Source organism: Chryseobacterium sp. JUb7 (assembly GCF_024806495.1).
In the GTDB taxonomy this organism is placed as follows: domain Bacteria; phylum Bacteroidota; class Bacteroidia; order Flavobacteriales; family Weeksellaceae; genus Chryseobacterium.
The window spans coordinates 165,722-185,970 of sequence record NZ_JANUFF010000008.1 but is presented as its reverse complement, the minus strand read 5'-3'; the positions used below and the strand labels follow the sequence as shown (position 1 = coordinate 185,970).

The following is a 20,249-nucleotide window of genomic DNA, read 5'->3' as shown; positions in this document are numbered from 1 at the left end:
AACTTTTTAGTTACTATTATGAGTGTTTTGCTCATAATAGTAATTTTTTCATTCCATAAAACGCCAACGCTGGATTATAAAATCAAAAATCTTGATTTTAATGATCACAGTATTTATCTTATTCAAAGGGGCACCACAGGGAAATTAGGAAATCTGGCTAAAGATTTTAATATTAAAAATAAATATGCTTCCCACCTCGGAATCGGTTATGTAGAAGATCATCATCTGATCATTTACCATGTATATGTCGATAAAAATAAAAAAAACAATCATAACCTGTTTATTGAAAGCATCAATGATTTCATTAAACCTGAAGACCTGAATTATCTTTCCGTCTGGAAGCTTAAAGATATTAATACAAACCAACTTGAGGGCATAAAAGAATCTCTCAAAAATTCTGAAAAAGAAAATATTAATTTTGATTACGTTTTTGATGAAAGTGATAAAGAATATTACTGCTCAGAATTTATCGTAAAAAAACTAAAATTAAACAACATCACGATCATGTCTGAGCATCAGAAAAAAGTTACCGGGATGAAAAAAGAGATCTTAAAAAAAGATACCCTGACTTATTTTCCAGTAGACGGATTTGAAAGTACTCATAAAGCTGAAAAAATATTTGAATGGATTAAGTAAACATCATTTTTTTAATGCTAAAATTCTTGATTCCGGATTTGACATAAAATTGAAGAAAAGACTGTCTGTAAGAAGATAGTCTTTTTTTATTGCGAAAAATAAATTAAATTCGGTATCAATAAAAAATCCGCATTAATGATACAACTTCCTTTATCCAAGCTTTCCAATGTGGGAACTACAATTTTCAGCCAGATGACACAATTGGCCAACGAAAATGAAGCCATCAATCTATCTCAGGGGTTTCCTGATTTCATGCCTGATTCAGAATTGCTGGATTTAGTAAACCATTTCATCAAAAAAGGCTTTAATCAGTATGCTCCGATGGGTGGAATGATCAGTTTAAAAGAAGAGATCGCCAGAAAAATTGAAAATTCCCATGCTGCAATTTATCATCCGGATTCTGAAATTACCGTTACTGCAGGCGGAACTCAGGCTATTTTCACAGCTATTGCCACTTTTGTTAAAAAAGATGATGAAGTGATTATTTTTGAGCCTGCTTATGATTGCTATGAGCCTACTGTAGAATTATTCGGAGGAATTGTAAAGCGTTTCGAAATGAAAGCTCCGGATTATGAAATCGACTGGAACGCAATGAAAAATCTGATTTCAGAAAACACAAAAATGATCATCCTGAATAACCCTAACAATCCATCAGGAAAGGTTTTAAAGGAAAATGACCTTCAGGAATTAATAAAAATCGTAGAAGGAACCTCCATTTTAATTTTAAGTGATGAAGTCTACGAAAATATAGTCTTTGACGGCAAACAGCATCTAAGCATCTGTAAATATCCTGAACTGAAAAACCGAAGTCTTCTGATTGCTTCTTTCGGAAAGCTTTTCCATGTGACAGGCTGGAAAATCGGATATTGTGCAGCTCCTAAAATCCTGACCGATGAATTTAGAAAAATCCATCAGTTTAATGTTTTCTCTGTCAACACTCCTATTCAACTGGCTTTGGCAGAATATATGAAAGATGAAAATCATTACAACAGCCTAAATGTATTTTTTCAGGAAAAAAGAGATTTTCTGAAACAAGGTTTAGTCACCACATCTTTTGAATTACTGGACTGCGAAGGGACCTATTTCCAATCATTGAGATATGATAAAATTTCTGACAAAAATGATTTCGAATTTGCCCGTGAATTAACGGTTAATCATAAAGTAGCAAGTGTTCCGTTCTCTTCTTTTTATAAAAATAAACTGAATGAACATGTCATCCGTTTATGCTTTGCAAAAAAACAGGAAACCCTGGAAAAAGCCATTGAAAATCTATCAAAATTGTAATTTATTGGCTGGAAGAGGAAGATTGAAAGTTACAGCCAGTCGCTTTGACATAATTTTAATGAGCTTTCCAAGATCTTATAGCTCAGATTGTTGGGGCTCATTTTGTTTACCGTAAGTAAAAATTAAAAGCCGGAGATTTTGAGATCCCCGGCTTTTTAAGTACTTTATTAATATTATAAAAACATTCCGCCAGAAGCTTCAATTCTTTGTCCTGTGATCCAGCGGGCATCTTCCGTACATAAGAAAGCCACCACTCCACCAATATCATCCGGCAATCCGGCTCTTCCCAGAGCAGTAATGCTTGAAACCATATCATTAATATTTTTATCATCTCTGGTTCTTCCGCCTCCAAAATCGGTTTCGATAGCTCCCGGAGCGACTACGTTGGCTTTTATTTTTCTTGAACCCAGCTCTTTCGCTATGTATTTCGTTAACATTTCAACACCAGCTTTTATCGATCCATACACAGAAGATCCCGGTAAAGCAAATCTTGCCAGCCCAGATGAAATATTGATAATCCCGCCGCCGTCATTCACAAATGGTAAAAACTTCTGAGTCAGGAAAAATACGCCTTTGAAATGAATATCCACCATATCATCCAGCTGTTCCTCCGTTACTTCTGAAATAGGTGAATACAAGGCTGTTCCTGCATTATTTACAAGATAGTCTATATTTCTGCTTGCCGTATTTTCTTCCAGATGATCACCTACTGTTTTTATGAACAGGTCAAAGCTTTTAATATCTTTTGTATCGAGCTGATACGCAATTGCTTTTCTTCCTAATGCCTGAATTTCCTCAATAACCCTGTCTGCCTCTTCTTTGTTGCTTCTATATGTGATAATGACATCAAGTCCTTTTTGAGCGATTTTTATAGCGGAATTTCTTCCCAATCCACGGCTTCCACCTGTTACTAATGCGATTTTTGTTCTTGTTTCCATTTTTCTGATTGTTTTTTGATGAGACAAAGGTCTTATATTTTTATGATGAAGCATTTGCTTCAATCAAACTGAAATTTGCAAAATTCAAATCACGAACGAAATTCCAATGGCGCTAATGAGGTTTTTTTCTTAAAAAAGTTAGAGAAATGGGCAATTTCTTCAAACCCTAATGCATAAGCAATCTCTGAGACATTCCATTTTGACTGTTTCAATAGTATTTTTGCTTCCTGAATGATTCTTTCCGCAATGATTTCGGTTGTTGTTTTTCCTGTGCTTTCTTTTAATTTTTTATTTAAATAATTCACATGAACAGCCAGCCTGTCGGCATAATCTTTAGCTGTTTTCAGCTGCAGTCTCTGTTCGGAAGTTTCGATCGGAAACTGCCTTTCCAACAACTCTATAAACAAGGTAACTACGCGTAGCGAAGCATCATTTGAGGTTGATAATTTTGTAGCAGGCTGTAATTTCTGACCGTAATGTATTAATTCCAGCACATAATTTCTGATTAGATCATACTTAAAGATATAGTCGGAATTGATCTCTTTTTTAATTTTTGCATACAAATGTTCAATTTCATCTGCCAACTCGTCATCGATTTCAAACAAAGGAACATTTCCGGGCTGAAAAATGGGTAAATCCTCAAGCGTACTGTGTGATTTGTCTTTAATAAAAAAATCTTCAGTAAACACACAGAAACTCCCTGACTGATCAGGATCTTCCGGAACCCAGTGATAGGGAACTTTGGGAGTGGCAAAAAGCAGTGCATTATTTTTTATCTGAATAATTTTATCCGCATATTCTGCCCTGTTTTTCCCCCGGATCAGACTTATCTTATAATATTTTCTTCTGTTATAAGGCATTTCCGAAGTTGTTTTCACTTTCTCAATAGTCTGGGCAATATCGAAAACATTAAAATGACCAATATCTTTATGAAGACCTTTCGGGAAAATACTTTCAATATCTTTTCCCAATTTTGCTGTCATTTCCCTATAAAAATCATCCAGCGAAGTATATGAAGTATGGGTCATCTTTTCCATAGTCAAGGATTTGTATAAATCAAATGTACGAAATTAGAAATTATGATCTATTCGCTCTTTAGTTTTTAATATATGTTAAAATTATTCTTGTTAATGTGATATATTAAGAATAATTTTTATATTAGTATTCACCAAATTCAACATCACTGTTACTATGAAAAATATAAATTTAATTCACGGAAAAAAATTAGACAAAAGACAATTGCGCAGTATTTCCGGCGGCCTATATGATTGTATGGAAGCTGTATTATGTACAGATCCGCCTTGTGATCCCACTCCTATCTGTACAAAAATTCATCCGAGCTGTGCCCAAAAGCAATGCAGACCATAAACACACTTAATATATATGAAAGAAGATACCGTTCAACTATTGGACGGTATTTTTTATCACATCTTTGAAAACTAAAATTCAGTCCATTTTTATGTTTAAATTTTTCATATGCTATTCATAACATTGAATTTTTTCTATACTTTGTGATTTATGTTCAATATTTTTCATAACTTAGTATAAACTAACTCACTAAAAATCAATAGCTATGAAAAACAAGAACCTTCCAAAAGGAAAAAAACTGAACAAAAAAGAGCTTCGGTCAATCACCGGAGGACTGATGCAATGCATCGATCCGTGGACAGGACAGTGCAAAGCTTACGGCAGACAATGTGCAGAATTTGAATGTCGTGTTTTAATCGAACCTTAATCATTAAACTAAAATCAATACTATGAAAAATCAAAATTTACAAAACGGAAAAAAACTAAACAAAAAACAGCTTCGGGCCATTACTGGTGGACTTTTAGACTGCATTGATCCCATGACAGGCGGTTGCAAAAGAATTTCAATAAGCTGCGCACAACTACAATGCAGACCTGGAATCGAACCATAACAAGTCTTTTATAATATTTTCAAAAATGCCACTCAGATTAGATTTGAGTGGCGTTTTTTTAATCTCTAAAATTATAACAGACGCAAAAAACGCTCCCAAAATACATCGGAAGCGTTTTTTTATATAACTAACTTTAATATTTTTTATACATTGAATCTGAAGTGCATAATATCACCATCTTTCACAATATATTCTTTGCCCTCCACAGAAAGTTTTCCAGCTTCTTTTATTTTTACTTCTGAACCATAAGTCATATAGTCATCATACTTAATAACTTCAGCACGGATAAATCCTTTTTCGAAATCTGTGTGGATCACTCCTGCAGCCTGAGGAGCAGTCCATCCCTGTCCGATAGTCCAAGCTCTGACTTCTTTAACACCAGCTGTAAAATACGTCTGAAGTTTCAATAAATCGTATGCTTTTCTGATCAGACGGTTAACTCCCGGCTCTGTAAGACCAAGTTCTTCAAGGAAAATTTCTCTTTCTTCATAAGTCTCCAATTCATTGATATCAGCTTCGATCTGAGCCGCTAAAACAACAACTTCTGCGCCCTCATTTTTAGCCATTTCTTCAATCTTACCAATCCAGTCGTTTCCGTTTTTAATCGAATTTTCATCCACATTACAAACGTAAAGAACAGGCTTATTGGTTAAAAGCTGAACCTCTTCAATCACAGATTTTGCAAAATCATCCACTGCAAATTCTCTTGCATTTTTTCCGTCTTCTAAGAATTTCTGAAGATTCTGAAGGGTTTCATAAGTTAAAATATCGTCTTTCTTCCCGGATTTAATGAACTTTTTAGCTTTTTCAACTGCTTTTCCAACAGTTTCCAAATCTTTCAACTGAAGTTCAATATCGATGATTTCTTTATCTCTCATCGGATCTACAGAACCTTCAACGTGAACGATATTTCCATTGTCGAAACATCTTAAAACATGAATAATAGCTTCACATTCACGAATATTTGCCAAGAATTGGTTTCCTAAACCTTCTCCTTTACTTGCTCCTTTTACAAGACCTGCAATATCAACAATCTCAACAACAGCCGGTAAAACTCTCTCCGGTTTTACAATTTTTTCCAATTCAAACAATCTTTGGTCAGGTACAGAAACTGTTCCTAAGTTGGGTTCGATTGTACAGAAAGGATAGTTTGCTGATTGAGCTTTTGCGTTGCTCAAGCAGTTAAAAAGAGTTGATTTACCTACATTTGGTAAGCCTACGATTCCACATTTCATATTGTAAAATTCAAAGTTTAAAGTTCAATTTTCATTCAAGGTTTTCGCGGCTTTAAACGCTGAATATAAAACCTTGAATTATGAGGGTGCAAAGATAGTGATTTTAAAGGGAGATTCATAATAAAAAAATCTGCCAATATTCTGACAGATTTTATAATTTGAGTTGTATTATTTAGATTTAAGGATTTGCACCTGTAGCTTCCTGAGCCAGCGGAACATCGTTGGGTGCTTCCTGCAGAGTTTTATCTAAAGTAAATAATGATTCATCCGTAGCACGGTCTCCACCTGCAATTTTCAGTTTGTCAATTAAGTTTTGAGCTAATGTTTCTTCTTCAATCTGTTCCTGAACAAACCACTGCATAAAATTCCATGTTGCCCAGTCTTTTTCTTCTAAAGCAAGATCTACCAGCCTGTAAATCGAGGTTGTGTTATCGACTTCATGCTTAAAAACACCGTCAAAACACGCAGATAAAGATTCCGGATCTTTTGGCGGGGCCGGGATAGCATCTACTTTGGGCTTTCCACCTCTGTTTAACACATATTCCATGAATTTAATGGAGTGATTTCTTTCTTCCTGCGCATGTCTGTAAAGGAAATTCGCAATTCCCTGATAGCCTTTGTCATCTGCCCAAATTCCGTAAGATAGAAAAACGTGTGACGCTAAAATTTCTTTATTCATTTGGTCACTTAATGCTTTTTCCATAGTGTCGGAAAGTCTTTTAGTATTCATAATGTATATTTTTTGTGTGATTACAGATAATGATACAAAAATGATTCCGAGAATATTTTTAATTTCAATGAAAACACCCGAATACCATTTATAATTTATTGAATTACATTGTTTTAAATTAATAATTTATAGTTATTCTAAAATAAAAAACCTGTATTTATTGCAATTATTCCTATTTTAGGATAGTATTAACCAAACAAAAAATTATTATCATGAAAAATTTAAAAAAATTAGACAGAAATGAGCTTAAAACCGTTTCTGGAGGTGGATTACTGGATCCTGTATGCAAACTTCTCTGTACACTGGCAGATTCCGGACTGCTTAATCTTACTGAAGTTCAGGTATTACTTTGTCCCAATTTAGATTGCTTTAATTTGAGTAATTAAGGACAAAGTTTGCAGTTGAGACATACAAAAACCCAGCTCTTGATGAGCTGGGTTTATTATTTTAAGATCTCGCAGAAATTAGTTATTTTACTTTTTTCGCTATATAATCACTTTCATTTCCTAATCTGTCGGTAGCTTTAATAGCTATTCCACTTAATTTTTTTCCGTCTTTAAACTTAGGAATATCTCTGGATAGCTGATCAAGAGTTAAAATTTCTGTTTCCCAAACTCCGTTATACTGAGTGAAAAGTACCCATTGGAAAACATCTTTTATATTTTTATTGCTCCAGCTGGCCTGAACAAAGCTGCCATTGTCATTGGTAAATAAGGTTGGGGTCTGTAAAGGAACTGTTTTTATCCAGGGAGTCTTAGGAACCAATACTTTTTCTTTATAAGGTCCGTTTTTTAAGGTAGGAAGCATGTTCGGGTTTTTCGTTAATCCTGCAATACTCCAATGAATTTCTCCCGCATCTTTTCCGAGAATCTGTCTTGAAATTTCAATCTGATTTTTAATTTCAGTTGGACGATCTGAAGTTTTAACTTCAACTGTATTTAAACCCGGCCAAAGATGACGGTTCATCGTATTTTCGGATTTCCACCAGTTTAAGAGAGCTTCAAAGGGCTGACCTTTAGAATCAATCGGCCAGTAAAGCTGTGGAGAAAAATAATCAACCCAGCCTTTATTAAGCCACAATTTGGCATCTGCATACAGCTCATCATATTGAGAAGATCCGACTACTCCTGTCGGGTATCCCGGCTTCCATATTCCAAATGGACTGATTCCGAATCTTACGTTATTTTTTTCGGCGTGGATTTCTTTATAAATTCTTTCGACAAATTTATTGACGTTATCTCTTCTCCAGTCGGCTCTTGACAATGTCCCACCGCTGCTTACATAGGCGTTCCAGGTAGTATTATCCGGAAAGTCGGCCCCTTTATTGTAAGTGGCATAAGGATAGAAATAATCATCAAAATGCACAGCATCAATATCATATCTTTTTACAATATCTTTCACTACATTAGAAACATGTCCCTGAGTTTTCGGGTTTGCCGGATCAAACCAGTAGGTTCCATTTTTCAGTCTTACAACAATATCTGAAAGTTTATTAACCATCGATTGGCTTGTCACTGCCCCGCCACCCGTATGATGCGCTCTGTAGGGATTTAGCCACACATGAAGTTCAAGACCTCTTTTATGCGCTTCATCGATCCAAAACTGTAACGGATCATAATTCGGATAGGGAGCCTGCCCCGTCTGTCCTGTCAAAAAATAAGACCAGGGCTCGATATTACTTGTATATAAAGCGTCCGCAGAAGGTCTGATCTGGAAAATAACAGCATTGAAATTGTTATCTTTCAGCATATCGAGCATACTGATGGCTTCAGCTTTTTGCTGATCAACAGTTAAAGTATTCTTTGAAGGCCAGTTGATATTGGCAACACTTGCAATCCATGCTCCACGAAATTCTCTTTTTATTTCAGGAAGCGTTGTTCTGAAGACTTCTTCAGCTGGATTTGTTACTGCAGGTTTTGTGGTTCCAGCCTGTTCTTTTGGCTTTGTAGTATCATTATTCGGCTTTGTCGAATTTTTAACGGGATTTGTCGTTTTCACGGTATTGTTCTGAACAGAACAACTTGTGTATGATGCAAAAATTCCCAATAAAACAATAAGCTTTAATTTGTTCACTCTCATAGTTTGCAAAACTACTTTAAATTATTTTTTTTATTTTCAAAAGATACTAGAATAAAATTAGTTTTTAAATATTTTTTTCATAAAAAGAATCTTTCCGACGCTTTTTTAAGGTCAAATATCTTTTTACTTTTCCTCTTACGGCTTTGTATTATAACCGAAAAGTTAACTGCGAATTCCCTGAACAAAATTCTTTTGCCATTGATAAATAAATATTTGACAGCAACTTATTTGTCAGCTCATGATTTTCAAATTCAGAATTATCAGATTTATCTTTTAAAAAATTCACCAGAGTCGCTTCACGCCCTTTTTCATTGTGCCCCAGATAATGTTTATCCTCCAAATTTTCTTTTTTCATCGACTCTCCAATAGATATTTTTTCAAAGGACTTACCGCCAATCACTTTACTGTTCCTAAAAATATATATATATCAAAATGATCTTCGTTTCCTACTCCTTCGATGTCTATATCTTTATGTCCTGCTTCGTAGGATTGATAAGAATGTATCTGGATATTCAGGAATTGTGAGACATGAATGTTCACTCTTTCGTGCCGCAGCCTGCCATTCCCCTTATAAGTATCTTCAGGCAGATCAAACCATGCTCTTCTTGAAAATGTATTTTGCTGTAAAATTATAGAGGCTGTAGTTATTACATTCTGATCCTGCATTAACTGCCCTAAAATGTAAGCATCAATTTCACCATATTTTTCATAGTCATTTCTGTCATAATTTTCATAGAACTTTTGTATTTCAGTATTTCCAAAGAAATTTTTATAGTTTTTAATATTAAGTTGGTTAAAAAAATCATTCGGGAGGAATTTTGAGGTATAGATTTTTGCAGAATTGGCTTTTCTGTCTTTCAAGGAATTGTTAACCTCAGAGATCCATGCAAATAAATCCACGCAATGGTAACCGGAATGCATTAATTTTCCATAACCGTATTTATAGGGATGATTTTCTTTTTCAAATTCATGCGGAAGATTCCATGTTCCGTCAGAATGATAGATTCCGATGTATGAAATCGGTATTTGAAATTCATCAACAAACTTTTGCAGATAATCTTTAACCAAGCTAAAACCTTTATGATTTCTCCTTTGACAGACAATATAAAACCTTGACTTTGAGTTTTGTTTTCTATTTTTCAGGTCCTGATAATCGGAATATATTTTTCTGGCAGACGCAGGTTTCGTAATAGGATCAACGGGAGCAGTAATAGGTTTATCCATCAGAATATTAATATTGTTTTTCATGGCCCAGTCTGCATAAATCTTGTGCGATTTTGGCTCTGTTGAGATTATAATACCATCAATATTTTCTTTACTTATCAAATCGTCAAGTCTTTTTAAGAGGTTGTTTTCTAAAACCCTACCTAATCTATTTTTAATATTATCTTTAATTAAAAAAATTTCTTCAGGTTTTAAAGATCGTGATATGATAAACTTATTAATACTGCTCTGCTGAGAGTCAAGTTCTATCAGTAATCGTAATTTAATTCCGTATTTCTTTTGATATTTTTCCAGAAAAGGATAATAAATGCGCTTTGCATGAGGTCCTAATCCTACTAAAATATATTGTTTTTCAATTTGTTTTTTGGACGTAGCGCTTATTAAAAGTCTGCTTTTAATATTATTTTCCATCTTGTGTGATTTTAAAATTAATAAACAAAAATTAAACAAAACACCATCATAAATAAATATGATTGATTAAATAACAATAAAATTAACAAATTACATTTAAATCAAAATAAAAATTTTATTCATCAAAATTATAACTTCCTATAATTTTAATAAACACAAATAAAAAAGTCCTGAAAAAATCAGGACTTTAAGTTTATATATAAGAATTGAATTAAGCTTTTGCTCCTCTATCCATTCTTTTTCTTTCTTCTTCAGAAAGGATTTTCTTTCTCATACGGATAAAGTTTGGAGTCACCTCAATCGCTTCATCAGCCTGGATATATTCCATACATTCTTCAAGAGAGAATAAGATTTTTGGAGCAACTCCGGTATCTTTATCTTTTCCAGAAGCACGCATGTTGTTCAATTGTTTTGCTTCCACAATGTTTACTACTAAGTCACCTGGCTTATTTTGCTCACCAATTACCATACCTGCATAGATCTCCTCACCCGGATCAACATAGAACTTACCTCTATCCTGCAATTTCGCGATAGAATATTCTGTAGCCGGACCTTGAGTTTTGCTGATCAATACTCCATTACTTCTTCCAGGAATAGCACCTTTGAAAGGCTTGTATTCTGTGAAACGGTGTGCCATAATAGCTTCACCAGCAGTAGCAGTCAACATTTGAGAACGCAATCCGATCAAACCTCTTGAAGGAATTTCGAATTCCATGTGTTGCATTTCACCTTTAGTTTCCATAATGTGAAGGTCACCTTTTCTCTGAGTTGCCAAATCGATCACTCTTGAAGCATATTCTTCAGGAACATCTACAACTAAAGATTCATAAGGCTCCAATTTTTGACCATTTTCGTCTTCTCTCAAAATAACTTGAGGCTGACCAATCGTCATTTCGTAACCTTCTCTTCTCATTGTTTCAATCAAAACTGACAAGTGAAGAATACCTCTACCGAATACCAAGAAAGTGTTTGCATCATCAGTCTGCTGAACTCTTAATGCTAGGTTTTTCTCTAATTCTTTCGTTAATCTTTCTTTTAAGTGATTTGAAGTTACATACTTACCATCTTTACCGAAGAAAGGTGAATTGTTGATAGAGAACGTCATGTTCAACGTAGGCTCATCAATTGCAGTTCTTGGCAATGGTTCAGGATTTTCAAGATCTACGAAAGAATCACCGATCTGGAAGGCATCAAAACCTACAACAGCACAGATATCACCTGCTTTTACTTCAGTAACTTTTTTCTTTCCTAGTCCTTCAAAAACATAAAGTTCTTTCACTTTACCTTTTAATACTTTTCCGTCAGCTTGTGCCAATCCGATCCATTGAGATTCTTTGATTTCACCTCTGATCACTTTTCCGATTGCAATTCTTCCTAAGAAAGAAGAGAAATCTAAAGAAACGATCTGCATCTGCAAAGTTCCTTCTTCTACCTTCGGTTCAGGAACATACTGTAGAATTCCGTCTAATAATGGTAAAATATCTTCAGTCTGTTCCAATGAAGTATTGAACCATCCTTGCTTAGAAGAACCGTAGAACGTTGGGAAATCCAATTGCTCTTCAGTAGCCTCCAAGTTGAAGAATAAATCAAATACCTGATCGTGAACTTCATCCGGACGACAGTTTGGTTTATCTACTTTATTGATAACAACCAATGGTCTTAAACCTAGTTCCAAAGCTTTCTGAAGTACGAATCTTGTCTGTGGCATTGGTCCTTCGAACGCATCCACCAACAAAATAACCCCATCTGCCATTTTCAATACTCTTTCTACCTCACCACCGAAATCGGCGTGACCAGGAGTATCGATTACGTTAATTTTTGTGTCTTTATAAGTAACAGAAATATTCTTGGATAAGATCGTGATCCCTCTTTCTCTTTCAAGATCATTGTTATCCATAATTAATTCTCCACTCTCCTGATTTTCTCTGAAAATATTGGTAGCGTGAATGATTTTGTCAACCAAAGTCGTCTTCCCGTGGTCAACGTGTGCGATAATCGCAATATTTCTAATGTTTTGCATATAGGATTTTTACGGGTGCAAAAATAGTGATTTTAAATGAATTAATTAAAAAGATTATGTAATATTTAACAATTTCATAATGAGAAGGTTATTAAAAATCCTCAGGAAATAGCCTGTTATAAGGACTTAATACAGAGATATTCAGAATAAAAAAAAGGTTTAAGTTTTTCAACTCAAACCCCTGATTATTTTGTAAAATTAAAAATTACAGCGTCTGCTCTTCGTGTTTGCCTTCTTTAATTTCTTCGACCATTTTAGCATTAAAAGCGGGTAAATCTTTTGGTGTTCTGCTCGTAACTAACCCGTTATCAACAACTACTTCGCTATCTTCCCAATGGGCTCCGGCATTCTTCAGATCTTTACTGATGGAATTTACCGAAGTTAAATTTCTTCCTTCCACTACTTCGGCATTAATTAAAATTTGTGGTCCGTGACAAATGGCAGCCACCGGTTTTTGCTGCCTGAAAAAATCTCTCACAAAATCCAATGCTTTTTCGTTGGTTCTCAACTGGTCTGGGTTGATTACTCCACCCGGCAAAACCAATGCATGATATTCAGAAGCTGAAACTTCGTCTAATGTTTTGTCTACGTTGTAGTCTTTGCCCCAGTCTTTTTCGGTCCAAGCTTTAATCGTTCCTGATTCCGGACTGATGATATGTGCTGTCCAGCCCTGCTGCTCCAGATACTCTTTTGGTGATGATAATTCACTTTCTTCGAAACCGTGTGTTGCCAGAATGGCGATTTTTTTTGACATAATATTGATATTTTGGTGTTTCTAAGTATTATCAAAAGAAAATATGATGCCGAGCGAGTTTAATGTGGTATATAAATTTTGTTAAATACTCAAAAAGTCGTCAATCTCAAACTTCGTAAGTTCGGGTAGAAATTGGCTGCAATATGGCTGAAAAGAATTTTGCATCGAGAAACCAGGCATCTTAACGATAGGATACGCTACGCTACCCGAATCTATAAACAGGCAACCTTCTCAGACTCATAAATTTCAAAGAAAAGAACTTATTTTGAACTTCTCTTTTAGAAAATAAAAAACAACAAGCTGTATCAAAATAACCACCCCAAATTTCCACAAAAAAGATTTTTTCGATACTTTATGCCTGAAAATAAGCATTGCCAAAACAGCTCCAAATGTCCCTCCAAGAAATGTCACCGTCAATAAAAATGACTCTGAAATTCTTCTCTGATGTTGGATGGCTTTTCTTTTGTCTAAACCAAAAATGATAAAACTGATAAGATTGACTACAATTAATAAATAAAACATATGAACAAATCTAAAACAAGATTCCATAACTTTGCAAATTCATTAAAATAAAATCAATGACAGTACAGGATCTGGCAGGAAGCTATTCTATTCAGGGCAGCAATCAGGAAGAAGGAGACTATATTTCTTATCATGGGATATTAACTTTATCTCTCGATGAAAATAACCGTATTATCGCACAATGGATAATCGGTGATCACTTGCAAAACGGCACCGGATTTTACAAAGACCAGATTTTAGTCCTTAACTTTAACTATGAAGGTGATGATCACAAAGTCTATAAAGGCGTAGCTGTATATCGATGTTTAAATAAGGATATTCTGGATGGATTCTGGTCTGAAAAGCATGGTAATCCTTTGTATTTAGGGAGCGAATATTGTGTAAGGGTGAAAGGGACGGAGTTTTTGAATTGAGATTTAAATTATTAAATCTAAAGATTATATGAATAAAAAACACATCTGTTGCATGAAAAAAGCTGCCTTCAAAAGAAAGCAGCCCTGTAGATTAGTTATAATCTAACAATTATTTTTTAGCTTTTACATCTACTGCAATTTCGATGTCTTTGCTGATCATCCATTCTGCAGGATCTGTTTCGTCAGTTCCGAATTTGATTCCCCAGTCGGCTCTGTTTACGGTAAATTTAGCCTGAATAGCAGCCGAGTTTTCTGTAACATCTACTTTTGCAGGGAAAGTTACATTTACTGTTTTTCCTGATAATGTTAAGTTTCCGCTTACTGTTTTATTGGCTCCTGCAATTGCGCCCTCTTTTGGTGCATCTTTAAGATCAGTAACACTTGTAATCTTGAAATCAGAAGTTGGATTTTTTGCTACGTCAAAGAAGTCTGGATTTTTAAGGTGAGCCTCAAGATCTGCCGGTTTTTTATCTTTTTCAGTAACTGAAGCAGGATCTACTTTAATAGATGTCATATCAATAACGAAGCTTCCTGCAGAAAGTTGTCCACCTTCAACATTTAAATCTCCGGATTTAACATTGATGGTTCCCCAACGTGGTGCAAAACCTCCTTTATGGAAAGCTTTCCAGTTAACAACAGAAGCAGCTACATCTACCGGTAAAACTTCACCTTTACCTTCTGCAACAGTCTGCTCTGAAGATGTTGCAGCTGTATCTGCAGATTTTTCTTTGTTACATGATGCTGCCAATAATCCTACAGCCACTAACGCAATTACACTAAGTTTTTTCATATTTTTTGAATTGTAAAAAGTTTATTAATTCAATCTAAGATATTGAAATTTTAATAAAAACATCAATATCTCAGGTTTTCGACAGGTCAAAAGTAAAAAAATTAATAGTCTACCAACTTAACATAGATCAAGAAAATAAAAAGTCTTTCAGGTTTATTTTTTAAACTATTTTCAACTAATACCTCGTAATGTCCTTAAATTTTCAACACAACACCACTTAATACCCCTAAATATGTAACTATACAGCATAAACAGTTGTTATGATTAGTCTAAAAATGTATTTTTGCCCTTTCAAATTTTAAAACACAATTTCTAAACTACCATGTCAAAAAAACTCATTCTATTATTTGTTTTAGGCTGTCTTACATCTTTTAATGCCCAGGAGAAAGCTGAACAGGCTCTTAAAACATTTGAACAAAAGTACCCGCAGGAAAAAATACATTTGCTGTTTAATAAAAATAATTTTGTAGCAGGAGAAAACTTATGGTTTAAATCTTTTGTATTCGAAGGCTACAGTTCATCAACGATTTCAACATCTTTATTTGTTGAATTATATGACAGTAACAAAAAACAAATCGGGAAAAAAATAGTTCCTCTTCTTAACGGTGAAGGAAGCGGAAGCATCAGTCTTCCGGAAACATTAAAAGAAGACGTTTATTACGTGAGAGCTTACACCACCTGGATGACTAATTTTAGTGAAGATTTTCAGGTGATAAAACCTATTGCAGTGTACAATCCTTCATCACCACAAAAGTTAATTATTGACACTTCTGCAAACTGGAGCGCTGCCGTATATCCGGAAAGCGGTTCATTTATAGACGGTATTAACACAAAATTTGCCGTACGTTTACAGTCAAAAGGCGCTACTCCGTCAATTTGGGATGGATATATAGTCGATTCGGAAAATCCTGACACAAAAATTGCCACCTTTAAAGGATATGATCAAAATGCAGGATCATTCAGTATTACTCCAAAAACAGGTAAGAAATACAAACTGATCGTTCAGGATGATAAAGGACAGAAACAAAATATTGATCTGCCTGAAGTTTCAGCCTCAGGTATAAACCTTCAGGTAACAAGTAACCCTGATCATATTAAATACACACTTAAAACGAATAATTTACCACAAGGATCTCCGTCTTATAAAATATTAGGAACGATAAACAATCAGCTTGTTTACAAAGCCCGGGTCGCTAAGATTAATAACGACACTTCTTATTCTATTCCAAATAACCAACTGGTTAACGGCATCCTCCAACTGACTGTTTTTGATGATAAAGAAAATATCGTTGTTCAAAGGCTCTCTTTTGTTCAACCACAATCTCTGCAAATAAAACAGCCAAATTTACAGCCTTTATCTATTAATGATATTCCAAGAGGACAAAATTCATTTACCATTACCAAAGACCCTAACTATTCAGACTATACTGTTGTCGTGATGGACGCCAATACAGAAAGTACGGAAGATCAGGAAAGTCTTTTAAGCTCGTTATGGCTTACCGGCGATATTACATCTCAAATTGTAAATCCCGCACAGTATTTTGTTAAAAACAGAAATATAGAGGCATTAGATGCCATTCTTATTTCAGAAAAATGGAAACGTTTCGAATGGAAAACAATAATGTCGGGAAACTACCCTATGATCAGAAATACACCGGTAAATTATCTCTCTTATAAAGGAAAAGTCAATATCAAAGGACAACCCGCTCCCAACACAGATCTTAATCTGATCTTTGATTCCGGTTCAGGAACTAAGTTTTTTCAGGTGAAAACGGATAGTAATGGATTTTTTGCTTTAAATAATCTATTATTTGAAGATTCTATGAAATTTTCTTATCAATTAAACTCTGATCAAAAAGGATTAAAAAATGAATCATCTGTTTTTTTTCAGCCTAATTTTGATTTTATACCCTATAGAAAAGCTTTACCTACAAGTATTTTTAAGCTTACTGAACGTACATCCGAGGATAAGATCCCTACAGAAGTTTCCCGTTCACTCACTACAATCAGTACTCAAAAAATCATTAATGATAAGCTGACCGATATTGAGGAAATAAAACTGAAAGGAGAACGAAAAAACAGTACAAAAAAATTAAATGCTCAGCTAAGCAGCGCACTATTCAGAAGTGCCAATGAAGAAGTTTTTGATTTTGTGAATAATCCTCAGGCATTAGGCTCGTCCAATGTTCTACAATGGCTGCAGGGAAGAGTTGCCGGACTACAGGTGCGATTGCAAGACGGAACTTATACCCCTTATTTGAGAGGCGATAAAGTAGGGTTATATCTTGATGAAATGCCAGCTGATGCTAATCAGATTTCAAGTATTTCCATTTCAGATATTGCCATGGTCAAAGTGATTAAAGGAATTTTTGCCGGAGGCGGTGGAAACGGAGCTATCGCTATTTACACCCGCAGAGGTGGAGGAACTGTATCCGACACCAGCAAGCCTTCTCAATTAAGACAAATAACACTGAATGGTTACGATAAAGAAGTTCCTTTCAACAATCCTTCTTACGATAACGAAAGCTTTAAAGCACTCCCTAGCGACACCCGCAGTGTTTTATATTGGAATCCATACTTAGAAGTGCAACCCAATGAACCGACAAAAGTAGAATTCTTCAATAATGATGATGCCAAACATTATAAAATAATTATTATGGGATATGACAGAAATAACGATACTCCTCTTTATTATTATGAAATCAAATAATTATTAATAAAATACATTTATCAGCACAGTCAACCGATTGTGCTGATTTCATTTTAAAAGAGGATAATATTCCCTCTAATTATTGATAATCTTGAATAACTGCAACTTCAGAAAATTTCAATATAATTTCTACTTTCTTATCTTAATTGTTTTCAAATTTTGTTATCTTCGTGATAACACACAACTTTTATGTCTGAATATGGAGATTATTATTTGTTGTGAATTGCTTTCAAATTTTATTATCTTCGTGATAACACACAACTTTGTACTATTATCCGCTTTTGTTACAGTAGTTGTGAATTGCTTTCAAATTTTATTATCTTCGTGATAACACACAACAGCCGGATTATCTTTTCTGTCATAGAGTCTGTTGTGAATTGCTTTCAAATTTTATTATCTTCGTGATAACACACAACATTTTTTTTTATGTGATGGTAGTCGTTATTGTTGTGAATTGCTTTCAAATTTTATTATCTTCGTGATAACACACAACATGATAAAACATAAGTTACACGAAGCTTACGTTGTGAATTGCTTTCAAATTTTATTATCTTCGTGATAACACACAACCCACCAGAATTACATCCTGAACCTGTGCCGGTTGTGAATTGCTTTCAAATTTTATTATCTTCGTGATAACACACAACATTCAATGAACGGTAACCCGTTAAGCTTAGGTTGTGAATTGCTTTCAAATTTTATTATCTTCGTGATAACACACAACATTGTGCATTCAATAATGATAAGTCCTCGTGTTGTGAATTGCTTTCAAATTTTATTATCTTCGTGATAACACACAACAAAGATATTACAAGGCATTTATTAAAATGCGTTGTGAATTGCTTTCAAATTTTATTATCTTCGTGATAACACACAACCGCAAGCAAAGGCGAGACTTCAGATAGCTTGTTGTGAATTGCTTTCAAATTTTATTATCTTCGTGATAACACACAACCGAAAATTATCTATTACTAAATGATATTCCGTTGTGAATTGCTTTCAAATTTTATTATCTTCGTGATAACACACAACCGGGTCTATCGAAGACAACGTAGTAGAGCAGTTGTGAATTGCTTTCAAATTTTATTATCTTCGTGATAACACACAACACCAGTTTTTTATTCCATTGACATAATCACGTTGTGAATTGCTTTCAAATTTTATTATCTTCGTGATAACACACAACTGGGAAAATGGAAGCCCTCCATTCACATGCGTTGTGAATTGCTTTCAAATTTTATTATCTTCGTGATAACACACAACAGTTGCGTTCTCAAGTTATAGCAAGAATTGGTTGTGAATTGCTTTCAAATTTTATTATCTTCGTGATAACACACAACTGTACAGGCACCTTTACCCTTCCAAGGGCAGTTGTGAATTGCTTTCAAATTTTATTATCTTCGTGATAACACACAACGATGGATAATGATAATTATATTTTGCTTTAGTTGTGAATTGCTTTCAAATTTTATTATCTTCGTGATAACACACAACAAGGCCTTCCAAAGCCGTTGACCGAAAACCGTTGTGAATTGCTTTCAAATTTTATTATCTTCGTGATAACACACAACTAAAAAATAATACATAACAAATGTTATATAGTTGTGAATTGCTTTCAAATTTTATTATCTTCGTGATAACACACAACTACTTTTGTTTTGATCCAAAACCTGCTGTAGTTGTGAATTGCTTTCAAATTTTATTATCTTCGTGATAACACACAACGACGCGTAAACCGATAGATTTAGCCTATCCGTTGTGAATTGCTTTCAAATTTTATTATCTTCGTGATAACACACAACTCGTAAAGCGGAATTAATGCGCTCGCATTAGTTGTGAATTGCTTTCAAATTTTATTATCTTCGTGATAACACACAACGTAAAAGCTTACGCCGACATCGAGGCTCTTGTTGTGAATTGCTTTCAAATTTTATTATCTTCGTGATAACACACAACGTTTAAGTTATTTGATAAAGTGGAACTTTAGTTGTGAATTGCTTTCAAATTTTATTATCTTCGTGATAACACACAACAAAGATCGTGTAAACATTCAGGCAGAATTTGTTGTGAATTGCTTTCAAATTTTATTATCTTCGTGATAACACACAACATGATTTTAAACAAAGAAGTTGAGGTATCAGTTGTGAATTGCTTTCAAATTTTATTATCTTCGTGATAACACACAACGACGGCTTTAACACGGCGCTCGGCTTTAACGTTGTGAATTGCTTTCAAATTTTATTATCTTCGTGATAACACACAACTAGGGGGCTTTAAGAATGCTAAGGGAGGTAGTTGTGAATTGCTTTCAAATTTTATTATCTTCGTGATAACACACAACAAATAGGAAGAGATAGTGCAACGGGAAACAGTTGTGAATTGCTTTCAAATTTTATTATCTTCGTGATAACACACAACGCCAAATGCCTCCTAAAGGAGATAAAGGCGGTTGTGAATTGCTTTCAAATTTTATTATCTTCGTGATAACACACAACATTCCGACACACCAACTTTAAACTGGTATCGTTGTGAATTGCTTTCAAATTTTATTATCTTCGTGATAACACACAACGAGAAAAGGCAA

Annotated in this window: 18 protein-coding genes and 1 CRISPR repeat array (1 of these 19 cut by a window edge); of the genes, 7 read left to right on the top strand and 11 right to left on the bottom strand. The window is 34.4% G+C overall.

Going from position 1 to position 20,249, the window contains the following annotated elements:
- Nucleotides 1-18: 18 nt before the first annotated feature.
- Both M2373_RS15485 and M2373_RS15480 read left to right on the top strand, forming a co-directional pair.
- A complete protein-coding gene (locus M2373_RS15485; RefSeq protein ID WP_259111953.1) occupies nt 19-636 on the top strand; it encodes a hypothetical protein in 618 nt (205 codons plus the stop codon).
- A 135-nt stretch (nt 637-771) separates the two neighbouring features.
- A complete protein-coding gene (locus M2373_RS15480; protein WP_259111952.1) occupies nt 772-1,920 on the top strand; it encodes a methionine aminotransferase in 1,149 nt (382 codons plus the stop codon).
- A gap of 173 nt (nt 1,921-2,093) precedes the next feature.
- Here M2373_RS15480 and M2373_RS15475 read toward each other — a convergent pair whose 3' ends face one another.
- Nucleotides 2,094-2,858, bottom strand: a complete 765-nt coding sequence (locus tag M2373_RS15475) for an SDR family NAD(P)-dependent oxidoreductase (protein ID WP_259111951.1) — start codon at nt 2,856-2,858, stop codon at nt 2,094-2,096.
- 89 nt (nt 2,859-2,947) lie between these two features.
- Nucleotides 2,948-3,895, bottom strand: coding sequence for an AraC family transcriptional regulator (locus tag M2373_RS15470; protein WP_259111950.1), 948 nt, complete (start codon nt 3,893-3,895; stop codon nt 2,948-2,950).
- 536 nt (nt 3,896-4,431) lie between these two features.
- On the opposite strand from M2373_RS15470, the gene M2373_RS15465 reads away from it, so the two are divergent.
- Both M2373_RS15465 and M2373_RS15460 read left to right on the top strand, forming a co-directional pair.
- Nucleotides 4,432-4,593, top strand: coding sequence for a bacteriocin (locus tag M2373_RS15465; RefSeq protein ID WP_259111949.1), 162 nt, complete (start codon nt 4,432-4,434; stop codon nt 4,591-4,593).
- A gap of 22 nt (nt 4,594-4,615) precedes the next feature.
- On the top strand, nt 4,616-4,777 hold the full coding sequence (locus tag M2373_RS15460; RefSeq protein WP_259111948.1) for a hypothetical protein: 162 nt from the start codon (nt 4,616-4,618) through the stop codon (nt 4,775-4,777).
- A gap of 143 nt (nt 4,778-4,920) precedes the next feature.
- Here the strand turns inward: M2373_RS15460 and ychF are convergent, their stop codons facing one another.
- Together ychF and M2373_RS15450 are read right to left on the bottom strand one after the other, a co-directional pair.
- The gene (ychF, locus tag M2373_RS15455; protein ID WP_259111947.1) at nt 4,921-6,012 is read right to left on the bottom strand and encodes a redox-regulated ATPase YchF; all 1,092 of its coding nucleotides are present in this window, start codon (nt 6,010-6,012) and stop codon (nt 4,921-4,923) included.
- Between the two features lie 178 nt (nt 6,013-6,190).
- Nucleotides 6,191-6,742: a ferritin gene (locus tag M2373_RS15450; protein ID WP_259111946.1), complete on the bottom strand. Its 552-nt coding sequence runs from the start codon at nt 6,740-6,742 to the stop codon at nt 6,191-6,193.
- Nucleotides 6,743-6,954: 212 nt separating this feature from the next.
- Between M2373_RS15450 and M2373_RS15445 the strand changes: the two genes are divergently transcribed.
- On the top strand, nt 6,955-7,128 hold the full coding sequence (locus M2373_RS15445; RefSeq protein WP_259111945.1) for a bacteriocin-like protein: 174 nt from the start codon (nt 6,955-6,957) through the stop codon (nt 7,126-7,128).
- An 82-nt stretch (nt 7,129-7,210) separates the two neighbouring features.
- Here M2373_RS15445 and M2373_RS15440 read toward each other — a convergent pair whose 3' ends face one another.
- From M2373_RS15440 to M2373_RS15415, 6 genes are all read right to left on the bottom strand, one after another.
- Nucleotides 7,211-8,821, bottom strand: coding sequence for a glycoside hydrolase family 10 protein (locus M2373_RS15440; protein WP_259111944.1), 1,611 nt, complete (start codon nt 8,819-8,821; stop codon nt 7,211-7,213).
- A 148-nt stretch (nt 8,822-8,969) separates the two neighbouring features.
- Nucleotides 8,970-9,176, bottom strand: coding sequence for a hypothetical protein (locus M2373_RS15435; RefSeq protein WP_259111943.1), 207 nt, complete (start codon nt 9,174-9,176; stop codon nt 8,970-8,972).
- A 41-nt stretch (nt 9,177-9,217) separates the two neighbouring features.
- Nucleotides 9,218-10,456 carry a Gfo/Idh/MocA family oxidoreductase gene (locus M2373_RS15430; RefSeq protein ID WP_259111942.1) on the bottom strand — a complete coding sequence of 413 codons (1,239 nt, stop codon included), beginning with the start codon at nt 10,454-10,456 and terminating at the stop codon, nt 9,218-9,220.
- A 211-nt stretch (nt 10,457-10,667) separates the two neighbouring features.
- Nucleotides 10,668-12,476, bottom strand: coding sequence for a translational GTPase TypA (typA, locus tag M2373_RS15425; protein WP_259111941.1), 1,809 nt, complete (start codon nt 12,474-12,476; stop codon nt 10,668-10,670).
- A 205-nt stretch (nt 12,477-12,681) separates the two neighbouring features.
- Nucleotides 12,682-13,230 (bottom strand): type 1 glutamine amidotransferase domain-containing protein, encoded by a 549-nt coding sequence (locus M2373_RS15420; RefSeq protein ID WP_259111940.1) that lies wholly within the window; start codon nt 13,228-13,230, stop codon nt 12,682-12,684.
- 246 nt (nt 13,231-13,476) lie between these two features.
- A complete protein-coding gene (locus M2373_RS15415; RefSeq protein WP_259111939.1) occupies nt 13,477-13,752 on the bottom strand; it encodes a DUF1294 domain-containing protein in 276 nt (91 codons plus the stop codon).
- A gap of 56 nt (nt 13,753-13,808) precedes the next feature.
- Here M2373_RS15415 and M2373_RS15410 point away from each other — a divergent pair, with 56 nt between their 5' ends.
- Nucleotides 13,809-14,165 (top strand): hypothetical protein, encoded by a 357-nt coding sequence (locus M2373_RS15410; protein WP_259111938.1) that lies wholly within the window; start codon nt 13,809-13,811, stop codon nt 14,163-14,165.
- A 109-nt stretch (nt 14,166-14,274) separates the two neighbouring features.
- On the opposite strand, the gene M2373_RS15405 is transcribed toward M2373_RS15410, so the two are convergent.
- Nucleotides 14,275-14,955: a YceI family protein gene (locus M2373_RS15405; protein ID WP_259111937.1), complete on the bottom strand. Its 681-nt coding sequence runs from the start codon at nt 14,953-14,955 to the stop codon at nt 14,275-14,277.
- Between the two features lie 322 nt (nt 14,956-15,277).
- Between M2373_RS15405 and M2373_RS15400 the strand changes: the two genes are divergently transcribed.
- The gene (locus M2373_RS15400) at nt 15,278-17,665 is read left to right on the top strand and encodes a hypothetical protein (RefSeq protein WP_259111936.1); all 2,388 of its coding nucleotides are present in this window, start codon (nt 15,278-15,280) and stop codon (nt 17,663-17,665) included.
- A 138-nt stretch (nt 17,666-17,803) separates the two neighbouring features.
- Nucleotides 17,804-20,249: a CRISPR direct-repeat array (repeat unit 47 nt; unit sequence GTTGTGAATTGCTTTCAAATTTTATTATCTTCGTGATAACACACAAC) (it continues 450 nt past the right edge of the window).

Bases quoted from the DNA above. Each gene is read 5' to 3' on its own strand.
- M2373_RS15440 (WP_259111944.1), bottom strand. From the start codon at position 8,821: ATGAGAGTGAACAAATTAAAGCTTATTGTTTTATTGGGAATTTTTGCA.
- M2373_RS15445 (WP_259111945.1), top strand. From the start codon at position 6,955: ATGAAAAATTTAAAAAAATTAGACAGAAATGAGCTTAAAACCGTTTCT.
- M2373_RS15430 (WP_259111942.1), bottom strand. From the start codon at position 10,456: ATGGAAAATAATATTAAAAGCAGACTTTTAATAAGCGCTACGTCCAAA.
- M2373_RS15460 (WP_259111948.1), top strand. From the start codon at position 4,616: ATGAAAAATCAAAATTTACAAAACGGAAAAAAACTAAACAAAAAACAG.
- M2373_RS15485 (WP_259111953.1), top strand. From the start codon at position 19: ATGAGTGTTTTGCTCATAATAGTAATTTTTTCATTCCATAAAACGCCA.
- M2373_RS15415 (WP_259111939.1), bottom strand. From the start codon at position 13,752: ATGTTTTATTTATTAATTGTAGTCAATCTTATCAGTTTTATCATTTTT.
- typA (WP_259111941.1), bottom strand. From the start codon at position 12,476: ATGCAAAACATTAGAAATATTGCGATTATCGCACACGTTGACCACGGG.
- M2373_RS15420 (WP_259111940.1), bottom strand. From the start codon at position 13,230: ATGTCAAAAAAAATCGCCATTCTGGCAACACACGGTTTCGAAGAAAGT.
- M2373_RS15400 (WP_259111936.1), top strand. From the start codon at position 15,278: ATGTCAAAAAAACTCATTCTATTATTTGTTTTAGGCTGTCTTACATCT.
- M2373_RS15480 (WP_259111952.1), top strand. From the start codon at position 772: ATGATACAACTTCCTTTATCCAAGCTTTCCAATGTGGGAACTACAATT.
- M2373_RS15405 (WP_259111937.1), bottom strand. From the start codon at position 14,955: ATGAAAAAACTTAGTGTAATTGCGTTAGTGGCTGTAGGATTATTGGCA.
- M2373_RS15450 (WP_259111946.1), bottom strand. From the start codon at position 6,742: ATGAATACTAAAAGACTTTCCGACACTATGGAAAAAGCATTAAGTGAC.
- M2373_RS15435 (WP_259111943.1), bottom strand. From the start codon at position 9,176: ATGAAAAAAGAAAATTTGGAGGATAAACATTATCTGGGGCACAATGAA.
- M2373_RS15475 (WP_259111951.1), bottom strand. From the start codon at position 2,858: ATGGAAACAAGAACAAAAATCGCATTAGTAACAGGTGGAAGCCGTGGA.
- M2373_RS15465 (WP_259111949.1), top strand. From the start codon at position 4,432: ATGAAAAACAAGAACCTTCCAAAAGGAAAAAAACTGAACAAAAAAGAG.
- M2373_RS15410 (WP_259111938.1), top strand. From the start codon at position 13,809: ATGACAGTACAGGATCTGGCAGGAAGCTATTCTATTCAGGGCAGCAAT.
- ychF (WP_259111947.1), bottom strand. From the start codon at position 6,012: ATGAAATGTGGAATCGTAGGCTTACCAAATGTAGGTAAATCAACTCTT.
- M2373_RS15470 (WP_259111950.1), bottom strand. From the start codon at position 3,895: ATGGAAAAGATGACCCATACTTCATATACTTCGCTGGATGATTTTTAT.